This is a genomic window from Arenibacter troitsensis, from assembly GCF_900177645.1.
GTDB lineage: Bacteria > Bacteroidota > Bacteroidia > Flavobacteriales > Flavobacteriaceae > Arenibacter > Arenibacter troitsensis.
In genome coordinates this window covers 57324-75340 of sequence record NZ_FXAO01000005.1, presented here as the reverse complement: position 1 = coordinate 75340, position 18017 = coordinate 57324, and the positions used below count along the sequence as shown (strand labels likewise).

The 18017-nt window shown below is 38.1% G+C and carries 19 protein-coding genes; 8 read left to right on the top strand and 11 right to left on the bottom strand.

Annotated features, from left to right (window positions below; genetic code table 11):
* Positions 1 to 8: 8 nt before the first annotated feature.
* Positions 9 to 386, bottom strand: a complete 378-nt coding sequence (gene rsfS / locus B9Y87_RS12250; RefSeq protein ID WP_085499301.1) for a ribosome silencing factor — start codon at positions 384 to 386, stop codon at positions 9 to 11.
* Between the two features lie 93 nt (positions 387 to 479).
* Here rsfS and B9Y87_RS12245 point away from each other — a divergent pair, with 93 nt between their 5' ends.
* The gene (locus B9Y87_RS12245; RefSeq protein ID WP_085499300.1) at positions 480 to 1211 is read left to right on the top strand and encodes a biotin--[acetyl-CoA-carboxylase] ligase; all 732 of its coding nucleotides are present in this window, start codon (positions 480 to 482) and stop codon (positions 1209 to 1211) included.
* A 27-nt stretch (positions 1212 to 1238) separates the two neighbouring features.
* On the opposite strand, the gene B9Y87_RS12240 is transcribed toward B9Y87_RS12245, so the two are convergent.
* Complete coding sequence (locus B9Y87_RS12240; RefSeq protein ID WP_085499299.1) at positions 1239 to 1631, bottom strand: orotate phosphoribosyltransferase; 393 nt, start codon at positions 1629 to 1631, stop codon at positions 1239 to 1241.
* A gap of 3 nt (positions 1632 to 1634) precedes the next feature.
* Positions 1635 to 2276 (bottom strand): orotate phosphoribosyltransferase, encoded by a 642-nt coding sequence (gene pyrE, locus B9Y87_RS12235; RefSeq protein WP_085499298.1) that lies wholly within the window; start codon positions 2274 to 2276, stop codon positions 1635 to 1637.
* 7 nt (positions 2277 to 2283) lie between these two features.
* Between pyrE and B9Y87_RS12230 the strand changes: the two genes are divergently transcribed.
* Positions 2284 to 2871, top strand: a complete 588-nt coding sequence (locus tag B9Y87_RS12230; RefSeq protein ID WP_085499594.1) for an NUDIX hydrolase — start codon at positions 2284 to 2286, stop codon at positions 2869 to 2871.
* A 4-nt stretch (positions 2872 to 2875) separates the two neighbouring features.
* Here B9Y87_RS12230 and B9Y87_RS12225 read toward each other — a convergent pair whose 3' ends face one another.
* The 5 genes from B9Y87_RS12225 to B9Y87_RS12205 form a co-directional block, all read right to left on the bottom strand.
* Complete coding sequence (locus B9Y87_RS12225) at positions 2876 to 4621, bottom strand: M14 family metallopeptidase (RefSeq protein ID WP_085499297.1); 1746 nt, start codon at positions 4619 to 4621, stop codon at positions 2876 to 2878.
* Positions 4622 to 4762: 141 nt separating this feature from the next.
* Entirely contained in the window at positions 4763 to 5173 is a 411-nt protein-coding gene (locus B9Y87_RS12220) for a response regulator (RefSeq protein ID WP_085499296.1), read from the bottom strand.
* A complete protein-coding gene (locus B9Y87_RS12215) occupies positions 5160 to 7010 on the bottom strand; it encodes a PAS domain-containing sensor histidine kinase (protein WP_085499295.1) in 1851 nt (616 codons plus the stop codon). The genes B9Y87_RS12220 and B9Y87_RS12215 overlap by 14 nt, the downstream gene beginning before the upstream one ends.
* Positions 7011 to 7241: 231 nt before the next feature.
* Positions 7242 to 7703 carry a pantetheine-phosphate adenylyltransferase gene (gene coaD / locus B9Y87_RS12210; RefSeq protein WP_085499593.1) on the bottom strand — a complete coding sequence of 154 codons (462 nt, stop codon included), beginning with the start codon at positions 7701 to 7703 and terminating at the stop codon, positions 7242 to 7244.
* Between the two features lie 105 nt (positions 7704 to 7808).
* The gene (locus B9Y87_RS12205; protein ID WP_085499294.1) at positions 7809 to 8792 is read right to left on the bottom strand and encodes a D-alanine--D-alanine ligase; all 984 of its coding nucleotides are present in this window, start codon (positions 8790 to 8792) and stop codon (positions 7809 to 7811) included.
* Positions 8793 to 8991: 199 nt separating this feature from the next.
* Here B9Y87_RS12205 and B9Y87_RS12200 point away from each other — a divergent pair, with 199 nt between their 5' ends.
* The 4 genes from B9Y87_RS12200 to B9Y87_RS12185 all read left to right on the top strand — a co-directional run bounded on the left by B9Y87_RS12200 (position 8992) and on the right by B9Y87_RS12185 (position 11899).
* Positions 8992 to 9579, top strand: coding sequence for a PASTA domain-containing protein (locus tag B9Y87_RS12200; RefSeq protein ID WP_085499293.1), 588 nt, complete (start codon positions 8992 to 8994; stop codon positions 9577 to 9579).
* Positions 9580 to 9581: 2 nt separating this feature from the next.
* Positions 9582 to 10613 (top strand): RluA family pseudouridine synthase, encoded by a 1032-nt coding sequence (locus B9Y87_RS12195; RefSeq protein ID WP_085499292.1) that lies wholly within the window; start codon positions 9582 to 9584, stop codon positions 10611 to 10613.
* 101 nt (positions 10614 to 10714) lie between these two features.
* Positions 10715 to 11476, top strand: a complete 762-nt coding sequence (gene yaaA, locus B9Y87_RS12190; RefSeq protein WP_085499291.1) for a peroxide stress protein YaaA — start codon at positions 10715 to 10717, stop codon at positions 11474 to 11476.
* A 60-nt stretch (positions 11477 to 11536) separates the two neighbouring features.
* Entirely contained in the window at positions 11537 to 11899 is a 363-nt protein-coding gene (locus tag B9Y87_RS12185) for a hypothetical protein (RefSeq protein ID WP_085499290.1), read from the top strand.
* A gap of 18 nt (positions 11900 to 11917) precedes the next feature.
* Here the strand turns inward: B9Y87_RS12185 and B9Y87_RS12180 are convergent, their stop codons facing one another.
* Positions 11918 to 12046 carry a 30S ribosomal protein THX gene (locus B9Y87_RS12180; RefSeq protein ID WP_085499289.1) on the bottom strand — a complete coding sequence of 43 codons (129 nt, stop codon included), beginning with the start codon at positions 12044 to 12046 and terminating at the stop codon, positions 11918 to 11920.
* A 208-nt stretch (positions 12047 to 12254) separates the two neighbouring features.
* On the opposite strand from B9Y87_RS12180, the gene B9Y87_RS12175 reads away from it, so the two are divergent.
* The gene (locus tag B9Y87_RS12175) at positions 12255 to 15707 is read left to right on the top strand and encodes a pyruvate carboxylase (RefSeq protein WP_085499288.1); all 3453 of its coding nucleotides are present in this window, start codon (positions 12255 to 12257) and stop codon (positions 15705 to 15707) included.
* A 290-nt stretch (positions 15708 to 15997) separates the two neighbouring features.
* Positions 15998 to 16705, top strand: a complete 708-nt coding sequence (locus tag B9Y87_RS12170; protein WP_085499287.1) for a uracil-DNA glycosylase family protein — start codon at positions 15998 to 16000, stop codon at positions 16703 to 16705.
* A gap of 45 nt (positions 16706 to 16750) precedes the next feature.
* Here the strand turns inward: B9Y87_RS12170 and B9Y87_RS21930 are convergent, their stop codons facing one another.
* Both B9Y87_RS21930 and B9Y87_RS12165 read right to left on the bottom strand, forming a co-directional pair.
* Positions 16751 to 16894, bottom strand: a complete 144-nt coding sequence (locus B9Y87_RS21930; RefSeq protein WP_176225625.1) for a hypothetical protein — start codon at positions 16892 to 16894, stop codon at positions 16751 to 16753.
* 95 nt (positions 16895 to 16989) lie between these two features.
* Positions 16990 to 17424, bottom strand: a complete 435-nt coding sequence (locus B9Y87_RS12165) for a hypothetical protein (RefSeq protein ID WP_085499286.1) — start codon at positions 17422 to 17424, stop codon at positions 16990 to 16992.
* Positions 17425 to 18017 lie beyond the last annotated feature (593 nt).

Below are 18017 nucleotides of genomic sequence, written 5' to 3'. Positions count from 1 at the left end.
ATTTTTTTTTACTGATTGAAGCTACTTTCAACTGAGGTTACTTTGGCGTCTCCCCAAAGTCCTTCTATATCATAATATTCTCTAACTTGTTTTTGAAATACATGTACAACTACGTTTACGTAGTCCATTAATATCCATTCCGCATTGTCAGAACCTTCTACATGCCAAGGTTTGTCTTGAATTGCTTTACTGACAGTTTTTTGGATGGAGCCTACTATGGCATTTACATGTGTGTTGGAAGTACCATTACAAATTATAAAGTAGTCACAAACAGTATTCTCAATATCTCTAAGATCAAGTAAATTTATATCATGTCCTTTAACCTCTTCTATTCCACTTAAAATTAAGGCAATTAACTCATCTGCGCTACTTTTCCTTTTCTGCATTCAAAAATTTTAAATTTTTACAAAGTTATTATTTTTTTGTTTTTTTAACTATTGTTTTTAACAATACATTATATAATAATCATAAGATTGTAAATGCAATTAATCAAACTTAGTGCCACGGACTCAACAAATGCCTATTTAAAAGATTTGTTGTTCCAAAATAAGATCGGGAATTTTACGGCAGTGATGGCCCATACTCAATTGAAGGGGCGCGGGCAAATGGGGACAAGTTGGTTGTCTGAACCTGGTAAGAATCTGACTTTTAGCGTTTTAGTTAAATCTTTGAAGGAGCCGGTCTCAGAGCAGTTTCTTCTGAATATTTATGTTTCACTGGCTATTTATGATACCTTAACCCAACTTCATGTGCCCGATTTAAAGATTAAATGGCCTAACGACATAATGTCAGGACATTCCAAAATTTGTGGAATTCTTATTGAAAATATTTTATCCGGACAACATATTCAGGCTTCAATTGTTGGAATTGGTTTAAATGTAAATCAATTAACTTTCAATAACCTTCCCAATGTGTCCTCTTTAAAACTGCTTTTGGGAAGATCATTGGATCTAGAGGAACTATTATTGGGTATTGTTGATAACCTTAAAAATTTACTCGCCAAGAATACGAAATTGGACAGGAGAAATCTTGTTGAACGATACGAGAGCGCACTTTTTAGAAAGGATAAACCTTCCACCTTTAAAGATCAGGATGATGAAATGTTTATGGGTTTTATTAAAGGCGTTTCAAGTGCAGGTAAACTAAAGATTTTATTGGAGGATAACATCCTTAAAGAATTTAACCTAAAGGAAGTTAGGCTGCTATATTGAGCAATTTTTGAAAAATAAGGGTTACAATTATATCTTGGAAAGATTCTCGGACAATGTTCCTATAAAATTATTGATCGGCGATTTTATCATCATGGCCATCATGGCATTGAATTCCCCTTCAAAACTTAGGGTAACTTCACTCTCATGCTCATTTATTGATACAATATCTACGGTCAGGGTAAAGGGCAATTTATCACTGGCTGCACCTAAAATCAATTGGGAATATGGGGTCTGCTGTTTCTTTTGCAAAACAATTTCAGGCATTCCTGTAAGGGCAAACAAAAATCTATTTTCATTGATAAGCTCGAACTTACTTATATTTTCTGGCATTAAGGTTTCGAAATTCTTCACATCGTTTAGAAAATCAAAAACTTCCTTACTGCTTTTATTAACTTTTTTCTTGGGAGTTTCTAAATACATAATTTAAGATTGCCAGGTAGAGGGGCTGCTTTTCCACTCTAACAAAGTTTTTAATTGATTCTCTTTAATATAATTGGTGTCCGAGGCTTGCTGAATTAAATAATCATAATTGCTCAAGGTGTGTAAATCGAGGCCGTACTGCTTAAAGTTTTCATTGGCTATATCAAAGCCGTAGGTGAAAATGGCGAGCATTCCCTTTACGTTGGCACCATTACTTTTTAGAGCGTCCACAGCGTTTAGACTGCTCTTTCCGGTACTGATAAGGTCTTCAATAACAACAACACTCTGATTGGCCTCCAAACGACCTTCTATTTGGTTTTGACGCCCGTGCGATTTAGCCTCTGGTCTTACATATATAAATGGAAGTCCCAAATATTCGGCTACAAGCATCCCGATTCCAATGGCCCCGGTGGCCACTCCGGCTATTACATCCGGTTTCCCGTACAGGCTTTCTACTTGCTTTCCCATTTGTTCCCGAACATAGTTCCTAATGCTTGGGTACGAAAGGATTATTCTATTATCGCAATAAATTGGAGATTTCCATCCTGAAGCCCATGTAAAAGGATTTTCAGGTTTCAACTTAATTGCATTAATTTGCAGCAGAAGCTCTGCAGTTTTTTTGGCAGTGTCTTTGTCTAAAACCATGACGCAAATGTATAAAGTTTTTGTTAATGAGTCACCTCTGATTTTAACAAATAAATTATCAGATACGGCAAATAATAAATATTTTTTGTTGAACGGGTCTGCTATTAATGAGGCAATAGACTCCTTGGCTAGCAAAAAACTTAATGAAGCTTTTATTTATCACCCTAATAATGAGGAGATATTAAAGAAATTTTCTAAGAAAATACCGCTGGTGGTCGCGGCAGGTGGAGTGGTAACCAACAAGGAGGGGAAAGTACTTTTTATTTACAGAAACGATAAATGGGACCTTCCTAAAGGGAAATTGGACAAGGGGGAGACCATTGAGGAATGTGCGTTGCGCGAAGTAGAGGAGGAGACAGGGGTAAAGGGTTTAAAAATTGAAAATTTTCTAAGGACCACATATCACCTTTTTAAAAGGAATGGTAATTATAAATTAAAGGAGGTACATTGGTTTGCCATGAAGACCAATTACAAAGGAGATTTAGTGGGCGAGGCCTCTGAGGGAATAGAAAAGGTAAAATGGAAGGGCCCTGATAAAATAAAAAAAGCCTTGGAGAATTCTTATGCCAATATTAGAATCCTGTTCGAAGATTAAAGGATTATTCCTTTAAAATTCTATAAATTGGATATTGCATGTGTTCCGCCTCATAGTATTTGGACCTTTTGTAGATCCAATCCAGTTGGGCGTACCAATCGCCGGCAAAAGTACTGTCTATTTCCTTTTTTAAATTGAATTGGGTTTTCATTTCTTGGTTCTCTTGGAGGATGTCCAGGGCTAGGTCTTCAAAAACGTAAGGAGAGAAACCTTCCTTTTGTTGTAAAATAGCATCAAAGAAATTCCAATTAAAGAAAGAGTCCGTAGCTTCTGGTTCCAAGGTCTCCAATAAATAACGCAAGCCTTTCTGATTAGTTGGGACCAGGATGTCCCCAGCCGTAAAATTGACTTTTTGGTTGCTGCGCAGCACTTTGGTGTTAAAGTGTGGGTAATGGCCCTCGTATGAATTTTCAACAGTACTGTAGCTATCTATTTTATAAGACTCAACTGCTATGGAAGTGTCTTGTTTCAAGGTTTTAAAGCTGATCTGGTTAACCGCTAATAAATCTATTATCCTGTCCCATCCTTTCTTTATTACGTAGGCCTTGGGGATTTCCACCTCATGGGTTGAATTATAAAAGTTTTGATATTCCACTTCTTTTGTAAAAGGTCTATTCCTATCGTATTTAAGCCTTGGTAAACCTGTTATTTCGCTATTAAATTCATCGGCTTCGTAACCCTTAAACTCCAGTATGGTACTTTTTGTGGTGTCGATGGCCCATTGTAGCGGGTAGTTCTGTTTTTCTAGATAAACCTCAAAGGCATTCTCCCTTAAGTGCTTGATTTTCTTGTAATCCTTTTCGGAAATTTCCAGAATTTTTGTCATTATGGCGTATACGCCCTCTACCCTTTGTTTGTAAGGTTTAAGCATATGTGTCTCCACCATTAGGCCAACAGTGTTCCAAAGAGCGGCATAGCCTGTGGAATATCTGGGATAGTCCATAAATTGGGAAAAGCCTTTTTCGGGAACCTGGTTAAATACGTTTACATAGGGGGTAATGTCCCAGTCCAATTCCTTTAAAGAATTTTCCAATGTGGGAACCATCTCTTCATGAAGGTACGTGCCCAATTCTCCGCCCAATTTATTATGTTGGGTAAATAGGTGTGATAGGGTATATTGATAGTCGGCCCCATTGCTCACATGGTTGTCTATAAAGATATCCGGTTTTATTAAGTGAAAAATTTTAGCAAAGGTGTGGGCGTTTTTAGTATCTACTTTTATAAAATCGCGATTAAGGTCGTAATTTTTTGCATTGCCCCTAAAACCATAGGATTTGGGACCATTTTGATTTGCCCTGGAGGTAGAATTTCTATTCAAAGCACCGCCTACATTGTAGATAGGTATGGTTACTACCACCGTATTCTTGGGGGCATCCATATTTTTTAGGGCCAAATCCCTGAATAGTAACATGGTTGCATCTATGCCATCGCTTTCCCCGGCATGTATGCCGTTATTAATAAATACGATGCTCTTGTCCCGTCCTATTTTTTGGAAATTAAAATCTGCATCCGGGTTGTACGTTACTACGTGTAGTGGGTTGCCGCTATCGGTATCGCCAATGATCTGTATATTTATTTCTGGAAACTCCTTGGCAAGTTGAATGTAGAAGTCTATTATTTGGAGATAGGTTGCCGTTTCTTCTCCGTTACTGCGTTCAAAAACAGTTTTAATATCTTCAATTTTTCTTTCTTTTTTAGTCTCGCAGGAAATAAGACAAAGCAGTAAAAAAAGTCTTACCAGAAGTTTCATGCTACGTTATAATTGGTTTAAAACTCAAAAAAAAAGACTTTGAAGTTCACTTGGGAAATTAGGTGTTACATAGGTAATTCTCCTTCGTAAAGGAGGTCCAAAATAATCTTCAAGAATTCAAAGTTAGCTAAATCTTGGGTATTAAACGGAAATGGCTGTTGTAATTTTTTCTATATCAGCCCTTCTGATAGGTTTACTGGTGTAAATAACGCTGTGGTGTGTCAAGGACTTGAAATTTTCCGCCTTGTCCATATCAAATTGGTCAATGGAGGAGGTTACTATATTTATAGTTACCTTTTTGTTTATGGGTAATTTTATGAACTCTTCCATAAATTCCCAGCCATCCATTATTGGCATGTTGATGTCCAAAAAAATTAAATCCGGTAATTCCGATTTTTCGATAATCATTTCCTTTATACGGTCAAGTGCCATTTGTCCGTTTTTGAATTCAAAAATATCGTTACAGGTGGCGACAGAAGTTAAGATTTTTTTAATTCCGTAGATCGTTATGGTGTCATCATCGACAATAAATATTGAGTTAATTTTTGTCATTAAAATATAAATTAAAAGTGCTTCCAATACCTACTTGGCTATTGGCACTTATTTTGCCATGCATGGCTTCAATTTGATTTTTGGTAATGTATAGTCCTAGGCCTTTTGCGTCCGAATTGCCATGGAAGGTTTTGTACATTCCAAATAACTTGGTTCCATATTTTTTTAAATCCATTCCAAGTCCGTTGTCTTCGATGCTTATGACCGTGTAATTTTGGACATAATTAACGCTCAATTTTATTACAGGGTCAACTTTGGGCTTTTTATATTTAATGGCGTTGGTTATAATGTTCGTTAAAATGTTTTTCAAATAATCAGGTACCACGTTTATGTTAACATCATCCGATACTTCACTGATTACTGTTGCTTTGGCAGTGATAAGTTGATTATTTACTTGCTTAAGCACAGCGTTTAGTTTTTTATTAAAGTTGACCTCTTTTTTAATTATGTTCGACTCGGTATTTATGGCAACAATATCATTTAAATTATGAAGGGTTTCCATAAGGCTTTTGGAGGAGTCCGAGAGCATCTCCATTATTTTGTGTCTTTCCTTTTCATCTTCCTCATTGCCCAAGAAATCCAATAGCATGGCAAAATTGGCAGAGTGGGATCTTAAATTATGCGAAACGATATGTGCAAAATTAATTAATTTCTTGTTTTGGGAGGAGGTTACGGATATTAAGCTTTTTAGTTCCTTTTGTTTCTGCTTTTGTTCCGAAATATCCATACTGATTCCTACTAGACCAGTCACTTCTCCATTTTCCCCAATCAAAGGAATTTTGGAGGATAGAAAGGTAATAATGGAACCATCGGGGTTGGTTCGGGTCAATTCCTTGTTTAACATGGGGATTTGTGAAATCATTACTTCAATGTCTTCATCCCTGAATTTTTGAGCTGTGGCCCTATCGTATAGGTCAAAGTCATCCTTACCGATAATATCGGATTCATTTTCAATTCCAAGAAATTGAAGTTCGGATTTATTTGCCAGCAACTTTTTGGATTGGGTGTCCTTTATATAAATTTGTAATGGTAGGTTGTTTATAAGCGTTTTTAATAGATGTTCATTGTCTTTGGTCTTTTGTTCTTTCTGAACATAATCCGTAATGTCCTGGACAATGCCAATGAGTCCCACATATTCGCCGTTTTTGTATAATGGCTTACCGGAAACATTTACCCACTTTTCATTTCCTTTGGCGGTAATGATCTGTAATTTTTCGTTCCAAGGAGTTTTTTTCTGATTGGCAGAATAAATTGCCATAGAAATAGTGTTCCTGCTATAACCGGTCTTATAAAAATTAACAGAGTTGTCTATATTGATTTCAAAATCATCGTCGACTTCGAAAATGCGTCTTATCATTTCACAGCATGTAAACTTATCTTTGGATTTTTGGTATTCCCAATTCCCAATTTTACCATGCTCTCCGGTCTCCTTTTGTAGGAACTCCAGCTTTTCTATTCTTAATTCATTTTTAACCCTATCCGTTACATCCTCTGTTTGTACGATTGCTCCAATTATGTTTTCCTGTTCATCATACCAAGGAATGTTTGTCCATTTGAAACATCTTTCTTTAGGACTATTATTTGGGTAGACCTCTATTTCGGGCTCTGGAAATTTCCCATCGAAGCAAGCTAACAAATTGTGGGACCATTTCTTGGTTGTAGCGCCAAACAGTTCATAAATGGATTTTCCAATATAGTCCATACCTTGGAAACCAAAGTCTTCGGCCCACTTATCGGACGCAAGCACAACCTTAAATTCCTTATTAATAAAGGCTGTCGATTTAGGCAACTGTTTAATTAGGAATTGATTTGATACGATGGGGGTATTCATAATCATCTGTCGCATTTTCCTACAATAGTAGTCCGATTATTTAATTCGGCGAATAGATTGTTGTGAATTGGACAAAATTAGTTGTGTAATGGTAATATAAAGAAATTTTAAGTCTATTTTGGATGCTGCGGTCTGGTGTAGAGCATAAAAACAAGCTTATCTAGAGGTGTCCATAATAGTACGGTGCCATATTTGTATTTGGTTTATTTGTAGGAAAAAAAGACAAGGGTATATTTCTTATTTTGTTCGCACGGAATCAGGTACCAAGCCAGAATAATCGCCACCATTTCTAATAACATCCCGTACAATGGAGGAACTGATATAAGATTTGCCCGACGAGGTAAGCAAGAATACGGTTTCTATTTCGGAGAGTTTGCGATTGGTATGGGCTATGGCCTTTTCAAATTCGAAATCCGCTGGATTTCTAAGTCCCCTAAGTATAAAACCGGCATTGACTTTTTTGCAGAAGTCGACCGTTAACCCCTGATAGGTCAACACAGTAATTTGGGGTTCGTCCTTAAATGCCTCGGATATAAATCTTTTGCGCTCCTCGAGGGGAAACATGTATTTTTTATCGGTATTTACCCCAATGGCGATGATTAGTTCATCAAAAAGGGTTATTCCTCTTTTAATAATATCATAATGGCCTAAAGTTAAAGGGTCAAATGAACCTGGAAAAATAGCACGTCTTTTCTTCATTATAGCAAAATTAAAGTTGTCAATCTCCGGTGGCATTGCAAGAGACCGGAAAACGAATGGTTCACTAAAATACCCATAATGTGGTAAACGGGTATGGTATTAAAATTAATTATTTTCTTCCAAAGCTTCCCAAATGGCACTTTCAAATAGTTCTGAAAGGGAGATACCTGCAATTTTTGCCTGTTGGGGCAATATACTTTCTGTAGTAAGTCCAGGTGTAGTGTTCATTTCCAGCATAAAGGGTTCATCATTTACAAAAATGAACTCACTTCTAGAAAACCCTTTCATTTTTAACACCTCATAGGCTTTTTTTGCAATTTGTCTCACTTTTTGCTCTTGTTCCTTTGTTATTCTCGCCGGCGTTATTTCTTGGGATTTACCTTCATATTTGGCTTCATAATCAAAAAAATCGTTTTCCGATACAATTTCGGTGATGGGCAATACTTTGGTCTCCCCCTTGTATTTGATAACCCCTACGGATACCTCGGTTCCGTCCAAAAAGGATTCTATTAGTATTTCATTGTCCTCTTTAAAGGCATTGTCAATGGCTTTGAGTAATTCCTCCTTTTTATAGACTTTGGAAATGCCAAAACTGCTTCCGGCCTTATTGGCTTTTACGAAACATGGCAATCCTACTTTCGCTATTATCCCATCCTCGTCAATGGGGTCTCCCAAATTTATATAATAGGAAGGAGCCGACTTAATGCCATAAGGTTTTAGAACGCTCAATAGGTCTCGTTTATTAAATGTTAGGGAAGCCTGGTAGTAATCACAGGAAGTTTGTGGTATTCCAATAAGCTCAAAGTAGGCCTGCATGAGTCCGTCCTCCCCGGGGGAACCATGTATTGCATTAAACACGCAATCGAATTTTATTGTTTCCGTGGCTAGGTCCACTGTAAAGTTGTGCCTATTAACAGGGTGTTCTTCTTGGTCGGCATCTACATAGACCCATTTGTTCTTAAAAACATGTATTCTATAGGCGTTGAATTTTTCTTTGTCCAAGTAATCATATACCACACCTCCGCTAATTAAGGAAATCTTGTACTCGCTGGAGTAGCCGCCCATTATAATTGCAATATTTTTTTTCATTGGTAGAACTAAATTTATAAATTGGTCATAACAGCTAGTCAAAGTGAGTTATTGCTTGCAAGGATACTATAAAATGTCCATAATTGTTCTGGCTTATTTTAAAGCTGTCCAATCGCTAAAATCAATAATCAAATAACATGCGTTCAAAGTAAAGAAAAAGCGTCCGGTTTTCTATCTTTGTGGCACAAGAAAATATACCATGCGAAATTTTTTTAATTTTTTAACGAGTAAAACTTTTTTGATTCAGTTGGTGCTGGCATTAGTGGTTTCTGTTTTATTGGTAGTTGGGGCAATGCAGTATTTAAAGGCCACTACCAATCACGGTAAATTTGTGGAGGTTCCGGATCTATCCAAAATGTCGGTGACGGAGATGAGGTCCATCATAGATCAATCACAGTTGAGATATGAGGTATTGGATTCGGCCAATTACAATCCAACGTATCCTAGGTTTTCCATCATTGATCAAACTCCCCGTGCTGGAAGCAAGGTTAAAGAGAACAGGAAAATTTATATAACCGTTAATCCATCCGGATATAAAAAAGTCACTATTCCCAATATTATTCAGGTTACCCAAAGAAATGCAAGTTCAATGCTCAAAGCGGTCGGTTTGGAAGTGGAAAGGGTTACCTATGTGGACGAATTGGGAAAAGACATGGTCTACAACATTAAGTATAAAGGAAAATATGTTGTCCCCGGTGACAAGCTGCCAAAAACCTCTAAGATAGAGTTGATATGCGGCAACGGTAATATTACCTCAAGAGCAGAAGTAAAGGCAGAGTCCGAATAATTATGGAGGTACAGGATGATTTTGAATTAAATGAAGAGGAACTTTTTGAGCATCATAGTTTTAAGGCTTCCAAAGGTCAGGATCCATTAAGGATAGATAAGTTTTTAATGAATTTCATTGAAAACGCAACGCGCAATAAGATTCAGCAGGCCGCAAGGGATGGAAATGTCTGGGTAAACGGAGCTGCGGTAAAACAAAATTACAAGGTAAAGGCGGGTGACCATATCCGGGTCATGTTTGCCCATCCACCCCATGAAAACTTACTTACCCCAGAGAACATTCCTTTGGATATCGTCTATGAGGATGATGTTCTTTTGGTGGTGAACAAACCGGCTGGGATGGTGGTGCATCCGGGGCATGGAAATTATTCAGGAACTTTGATCAATGCCCTGATTTATCATTTTGACAATTTACCCAAGAATAGTGATGAACGTCCTGGACTGGTGCACAGAATTGATAAGGATACTTCAGGCCTCTTGGTCGTGGCAAAGACTGAAGCTGCAATGACGCATTTGGCCAAGCAGTTTTTTGAAAAATCTAGCGAACGGGAATATATAGCGTTGGTCTGGGGAAATGTGGAAGAGGATGAGGGAACCATTGAGGGACATATAGGCCGAAATCCGAAAAATCGTTTGCAGATGCATGTTTTTCCAGAGGGAGAGCAGGGCAAGGAGGCGGTAACCCATTATAAGGTTCTGGAACGATATGGGTATGTAACCTTGCTTTCCTGTACCTTGGAAACAGGTAGGACACATCAGATTCGTGTGCATTTAAAACATATTGGCCATACATTGTTCAACGACGAGCGGTACGGTGGGGAAAAAGTTTTAAAGGGGACCACTTTTACCAAATACAAGCAATTTGTGGATAATGCCTTTAAAATATTACCTAGACAGGCCCTACATGCAAAGACCTTGGGATTTATGCACCCCGTTAGCGGTAAATTTATGAGGTTCGATTCCGAAATTCCTGAAGATATGGCCAATTGTATCGAAAAATGGAAGCAATACGCCAAACATAGTCAAGTTGAATAGGTTTCGTTTATACCGATATTGATAACAAGATTTTAAAGGCTTAGGTAATTTAATGTTCAGACATTATTTTTGGTCTAAATCTTAAATAGATCCCAGCAAGTATGAAAATAGTAATATCACCTGCAAAATCTTTGGATTTTGAAAGTAAATTGCCCACTAAGAAATTTTCACAACCCTATTTTATAAAGGAGGCGGAACAGTTGAACAAGGTTTTGGCCAAGAAAAAGCCCAAGGCCTTAGCTGAGTTAATGGGCATTTCCGCAAATCTTGCTGAACTTAATTGGGAAAGGAACCAGCAATTTTTGGTTCCCTTTACAGAAACAAATGCCAGGCCGGCAATCTATGCATTTAATGGGGATGTTTACCAAGGTCTGGACGCATATACCTTGGCTGCGGAAAAATTGGAACCTCTACAGGAGAAACTTAGGATATTGTCTGGTTTATATGGTGTTTTAAAACCTTTGGATCTTATGCAGCCCTATCGTTTGGAAATGGGGACGCAATTAAAGATAGGACGCAAAAAGAATTTATATGAGTTCTGGAAAAAACAGATCACAGATTATTTAAATTCAGAATTGGAGGACAATGAGCTTTTCCTAAATCTTGCCAGCAATGAATATTTTGGTGCAGTAGATGAAAAGCATCTTAAAGTACCTGTAATTACCCCAATATTCAAGGATTGGAAGAATGATAATTTAAAGATAATAAGCTTTTTCGCTAAGAAGGCCAGGGGAACAATGGTGCGTTATATATTGGATACCGATGCCAAAACCTTGGACGATGTTAAGGGGTTTGACAGGGATGGCTACCTGTACAGTAAAGAACATACCTTAAAGGAAAATCAACCGGTGTTTATCAGATAGAATATTTCAGGAAAAAAAGCGTTATTTTCAAATAAGTAATACTACTTAATTGAGTTTGATATGAAACGATTCGCTTTGTTATTTTTGATTGCTACTGTGTTTATTAACTGTTCTGATAGGGATGACAACCTGGAAGGGGTGAACATCAGGATAAAAAATGAAAGCAGTGTTATCTTTGATGCCGTACAGGTGGGTAGTGATGATATGATTCATGAGAATATAGCTCCCGATGAGTATTCCGATTATCTGGAATATGAAACGGCCTATACCTATGCCTATATCAATATTATGGTCGGTGAGGAGAATTATGTTGTTCAACCCATAGATTTTGTAGGTGAAACACCATTGGAAAATGGATTTTACACCTATGGCCTAAATATCTCCGAGGAGGGGGATGTTGTCCTAAATTTTATAATGGACTAAACGCTATTAAAAGTGCCCTTATTTTTTCTTGCCAGGATTTATTTTTTCTTCAATAGTGGGTCTTTTTTTAATTTTTCTTTTACGCCTTGTTCCATAGGTGCCATTAATAATTTTTCCTCTTTTCGATTTTTTATCTCCTTTTCCCATTTTGTCTGTATTTTATCTCCTTTAAAATTAAAGTATTAATATCTTAATGGCAAGTTTCATTTGGAATCACTTTTTTCCTATTTATTTGTATTTGTAACAATTTTGTTAAAAGATATACTTTTAACAAATTGGCTTCCTAACCCTAATATGCTAAGTTTGTAGAATTGTCAGATTATGTTAAACTGAGTATTTCCAAAAACGTAATAGGTTGAAAATAAAAAAGGTATTAGTAGCAAATAGGGGCGAGATTGCCATTCGAATATTTAGGGCGTGTGTAGAAATAGGAATTAAGACGGTAGGAGTTTATACCTATGAAGACCGCTATTCCCTGCATCGATATAAGGCTGATGAAAGTTATCAGATTGGGGAGGACAATGAACCCTTAAAGCCTTATTTGGATATGGATGCCCTAATCAAGGTTGCTAAGGACAATGATGTGGACGCCATACACCCTGGATATGGATTCTTGTCCGAGAATGCCAAATTTGCACAAAAATGTTACGACAACGGAATTATTTTCGTAGGCCCAAAGGTTTCTGTGCTTAAGGCTTTAGGGGATAAGATTACCGCAAAGGACGTAGCAGTAGCCAATAATATACCAATTATAAGAAGTAGTGATAAGGACTTGACCGATATAGATGTTGCCCTTGCAGAAGCTAAGGATATTGGTTATCCCTTAATGCTCAAAGCTGCTTCAGGTGGTGGTGGGCGTGGGATGAGGGTGATCCGTACGGAGGATGAACTTAAAAAAGGGTTTCCTGAGGCAAAGAGGGAATCCCTGAACGCGTTTGGTGATGATACCGTTTTTCTCGAAAAATTCGTGGAAAACCCAAAACATATAGAAATTCAGATCGTTGCGGATACCCATGGCAACATAGTGCACCTATATGAACGTGATTGTTCCGTGCAACGCCGATATCAGAAGGTTATAGAGTTTGCTCCCTCCATAGGTCTTCCACAGGAAACCAAGGATAATCTATACAAGTACGCTATAGATATTTGCAAGGCTGTAGATTATAATAATATTGGAACGGTAGAGTTTTTGGTCGATGATGACGGAAGTATATATTTTATAGAAGTAAACCCTAGGATACAGGTAGAACATACCGTGACTGAAATGATCACGAATATTGATCTGGTCAAGGCCCAACTGTTTATAGCGGGAGGGTATAAACTGTCCGATAAACAGATTAAGATTCAGAATCAAGCCTCCGTGGTTGTAACGGGCTATGCCCTGCAATGTAGGATAACCACCGAGGATCCAGGAAACGATTTTAAGCCCGATTATGGAGTGGTTACCACGTATAGGAGTGCTTCCGGATTGGGTATTAGGCTAGACGCCGGTAGTATTTATCAGGGGGTGGCCATATCCCCATTTTTCGATTCCATGCTGGTTAAGGTGTCCGCTATTAGTAGAACTTTGGACGGATCCTGTAGAAAAATGCGTAGGGCGTTGGCGGAATTCCGTATCCGTGGTGTTAAGACCAATATGGCATTTTTGGACAATATCCTAAAGCATCCTACTTTTAGGGAAGGCAAGGTTACCGTGAATTTTATTAAGAACGAACCGGAACTCTTCAAGTTCGTGGAACCAAGGAACCGTGCCAATAAACTGGTAGAGTTTCTGGGGGAAGTTATTGTTAACGGGAATCCCGATGTGAAGAAATTGGATAAGGATCATATTTTTTCCAAACCAAAAGTTCCTTCTTTCCCTAAGTTCGAAGGTTATCCAAAGGGTACAAAGGATCTTTTGACGGAATTGGGACCGGAGCAGTTTTCGCAATGGCTAATGAATGAAAAAAAGGTCCATTATACAGATACTACCATGCGCGATGCCCATCAAAGTTTGTTGGCCACACGTATGCGAACAGTGGATATGTTGAAAGTGGCCGAGGGTTATGCCAAGAACCACCCTGAAATTTTTAGTATGGAGGTCTGGGGAGGTGCCACCTTTGATGTCTGTCTTAGATTTTTACAGGAAAATCCCTGGGAACGTTTGGAACTATTGCGTAAGGCCATGCCCAACGTATTATTGCAGATGTTGATAAGGGGCTCCAATGGTGTGGGTTATACGGCTTACCCAGATAATTTAATAGAGCGGTTTGTTGAGGAATCCTATAAGTCCGGAGTGGATGTTTTTCGAATATTTGATTCGCTCAACTGGATGCAATCCCTTGCTCCATGTATTGAATATGTACGTACCAAAACCGGGGGTCTGGCCGAAGGCTCCATTTGCTATACTGGGGACATTTTGGATCCTTCCAAAACAAAATACGACTTAAAATATTATGTGCAATTGGCCAAGGACATAGAAAATGCGGGAGCACATATTTTGGGAGTTAAGGATATGGCTGGTTTGTTAAAACCTTATGCCGCCTATGAATTGATTTCCGCCTTAAAATCGGAAATTAATATCCCTATACATCTACATACCCACGACACCTCCTCTACCCAATCGGCCATGTACCTAAAAGCTATAGAGGCCGGAGTGGATGTAGTTGATGTTGCCTTGGGCGGATTGTCCGGGCTTACTTCCCAGCCTAATTTTAATTCGGTGGTGGAGATGTTGCGTTTTAACGAGCGGCAGAATATTATGAATACCGATAAATTGGCCGAGTATTCCAATTATTGGGAAACTGTCCGTAATTACTATTATACTTTTGAGTCCGGATTAAAGTCGGGTACTGGAGAGATATACAGTCATGAAATACCGGGCGGACAGTACTCCAACCTAAAAGGGCAGGCAATAGCTTTGGGATTGGAGGACAAATTTCCCGAGGTCACCAAAATGTACGGGGAAGTAAATAAACTATTTGGGGATATTGTAAAAGTAACCCCTAGTTCCAAAGTGGTAGGGGATATGGCTCAATATATGATCAGTAACGGTCTTACGGCAGAGGATGTACTGGAAAGGGGTGATAGCATTTCTTTCCCCCAATCTGTAATAGGCTTCTTTAAAGGAGATCTTGGGCAACCGGTTGGTGGCTTCCCCTCTAAACTACAGAAAATTGTGCTGAAGGATGAAAAACCGTTTACGGATAGGCCCAATGCACATTTGGAACCTATAGATTTTGATAAGGAATTCAATGACTTCAAAAGAAAATTCAGTTCGGGAATGGGGCGCGAGTTGCTTATAACAGATTTCCTTTCCTATAAATTGTATCCAAAGGTTTTCACGGACGCCTATAACCACCATGTAAAATATGGCAATGTTATGAATATCCCAACCAAGAATTTCTTTTATGGGATGGAAATTGGGGAAGAGATCATTGTAGAGTTGGACAGGGGGAAAAACATTCTTGTTTCACTTATGCTCAAGGGGGAACCCGATGAAGCTGGAAATGTTAGCATATACTTTAAGGTAAACGGACAATTGCGAAATGTAATCATAAAGGATAAATCCGTTAAGGTGGACAAGGTTGAAAATGTTAAGGCAGATGCTTCCAATCCAAAGCAGATTGGGGCACCATTGCAGGGATTGTTGTCCAGTGTTTTGGTAAAAAAGAACCAAGAAGTAAAAAAGAACCAGCCCTTATTTGTGATTGAAGCCATGAAAATGGAAACAACGGTCACTGCAACAGAAGAGGGTATTGTAGACATAGTACAATTAAACGGAGGTTCCCTGGTCAATTCCGAGGATCTGGTGTTAGTATTAAAATAATAAATTAAGCGTAATAATAAAAGGTATTAAACCTCAGGGCAAGCCCTGAGCGCAATAATAGGAATCAACCCAAAGGTCGAGGCATTGAATCTAGATCCCGCCGAAAAAGGCGGGATTAATTCTACTTACAATTTTCAGTGCGTCTTATTGACTTCTCAAAATTGAGTTTCACTAATAAATATTATAGTTGCAGGGAATTTGTCGATACTTGGGCATATCCCTGCAACTTTTTGTTTTATCCGTTTACCTTTGTAAGCGTTTAGCCTTTTAAACTAATTAAATTGTCCAACATGTTCTTGCATACACATCCTTATGAACCCTTTTTATTCAAGGAGGCCACCAAGTTGATAGTAGGAACCTTGCCACCGCCAAGATTTACTACAGGTGATTTAAAGGAGGGGGACGTTAATTTTTGTTACGGCAGCCGGGATGGCCAATTGTGGCCTATTTTAGATCGCATTTTTGGACTCGATTTAGATTTTGAAACTACAGAAAAGGCCATTAGGCAACGCATGGATTTTCTTAAGGAGCGAAAAATAGGAATATGCGATATAGTGCAAAGTGCGCATCGTTCCAAGATGGATGCATCGGATTTGGGGATGGAAAATATTGTATTGAGGGATATGTTGGGATATATTAAACAGTATCCTAAGGTGGAAACCTTATTGTTTACGGGCGGAAATAGTAAAAATGGTCCCGAATATTTTTTTAGAAAATATCTGAAGGAACAAGGAATTAGCTTGGAACCGGTTACCAATGAGGTACCCCGTATTCATCAGTTCGTTCTGCCATCCGCAAAATTGGACATTTCGTCCAAAACCACATTAGATCTAAGGGTCGACAAGAAGAGGGTAATTAAAACAGTATCCTTAACGGCACCTTCAGGGGCGGCCAACAGGGCAGTGGGAAGCTTGAAATTATTTAAAAAAATGAAAGACGCAAACCCTAAATTCAACACGATCGATTTCAGGGTTTTGCAGTATAAAGATTTTTTCTAGAATAATTCCATTATGGTTTCAGCTTGTGAAATTACTTGGCATCTATTAATGCTTGTTCTGCTGATTCTTTATAGTATCCTTTTCAATGTCAAAGTCATTGGTGTCAACATTGGTATTCCCGGTAGGGTTAGTAGGATTGGATTGTTCCACTTTTCTTTTAAACTTTCTCTTTTCATGTATAATTCCCATTCTTTTTAAGTTTTAAGGTTCACCTTTAACTTAATAAAACTATCTGTAAAATACCGTTAAAGCCCTATTAAACCTTTGTTAGGGAATGTTAAGGCTCATAGTTTAATTTTCAGGGACATCGTTGGATAAGATTGTGTTGCGGCCAAGTTATCACTGGAAAAATAAATTGGTATATAATCAAATGTAATGGACATGGCTGTTTTTTTGTTTTTGCAGGCACTGATAAAATAGGGAATACTGGCTAAACCGGTCAAAAATCCGACCGTGCCGATAATGCCAGCTATGTCCGTGCTACTGGCGGATCCACTATCCCAGCTGGAATCAAATTTAGCGAATCCTCCAACAGCCATTGCCGTTCCCCCTCCTAACAATATCCAAGCGGTGGTCTTTTGTTTTTTGCTTTTTTGTAAAAAATAATCTTTGGAGAATTCTTTGGTCTGTCCAATTAAAATAGAACTGACAAGTAGTAATGCAAGAAGTAAGCGAATTTTTCTCATGACATTTGTATTAATGACAATTTGGATATTCATCTTATTCAGGGGGCCACTACTTTTTTAAGGTATTCAAAGAGCGGATAATTAATTGTATATAGTATTAAAGGTAAATGTTAAATCTGGATTAACAATCTGCTTTATGGTTAAATAAAATAGACGGTCCATAAATAATTCTAGGCCATTGGATTCCTGCCTGCGCAGGAATGACATTGCGTGTATAAAGGCAACTAGTAACCAATCATGTGGTTATTGGAGTAAAGCTGAAATTGGGAAGTTTCCAATTTCGATTCATAGGTAGTTTGTGGTAAACAATTAAGAACTGATAAAAAGGGTATACCAGTCTAATGGATTCCTGCCTGCGCGGGAATGATTTTGCGTAAATAAAGGCAACTAGTAACCGATCATGTGGTTATTGGAGTAAAGCTGATATTAAGGAAGTTTGCCCTTTTCAATTTGTATAAATATTGGTGAAGGGAACCAAATGTTTTTTTAATGTATTCCTGCACAGGCAGGAATCCGGATATTACTGTGTTTTATTTTAGAGTGGTATTTCAGGATGGTGTGGCTTAGGGTTTTTAGTGATGACTTTTATTGGCTGTCTGCCTAGTTGATTAAGTTGTCATTCCTGC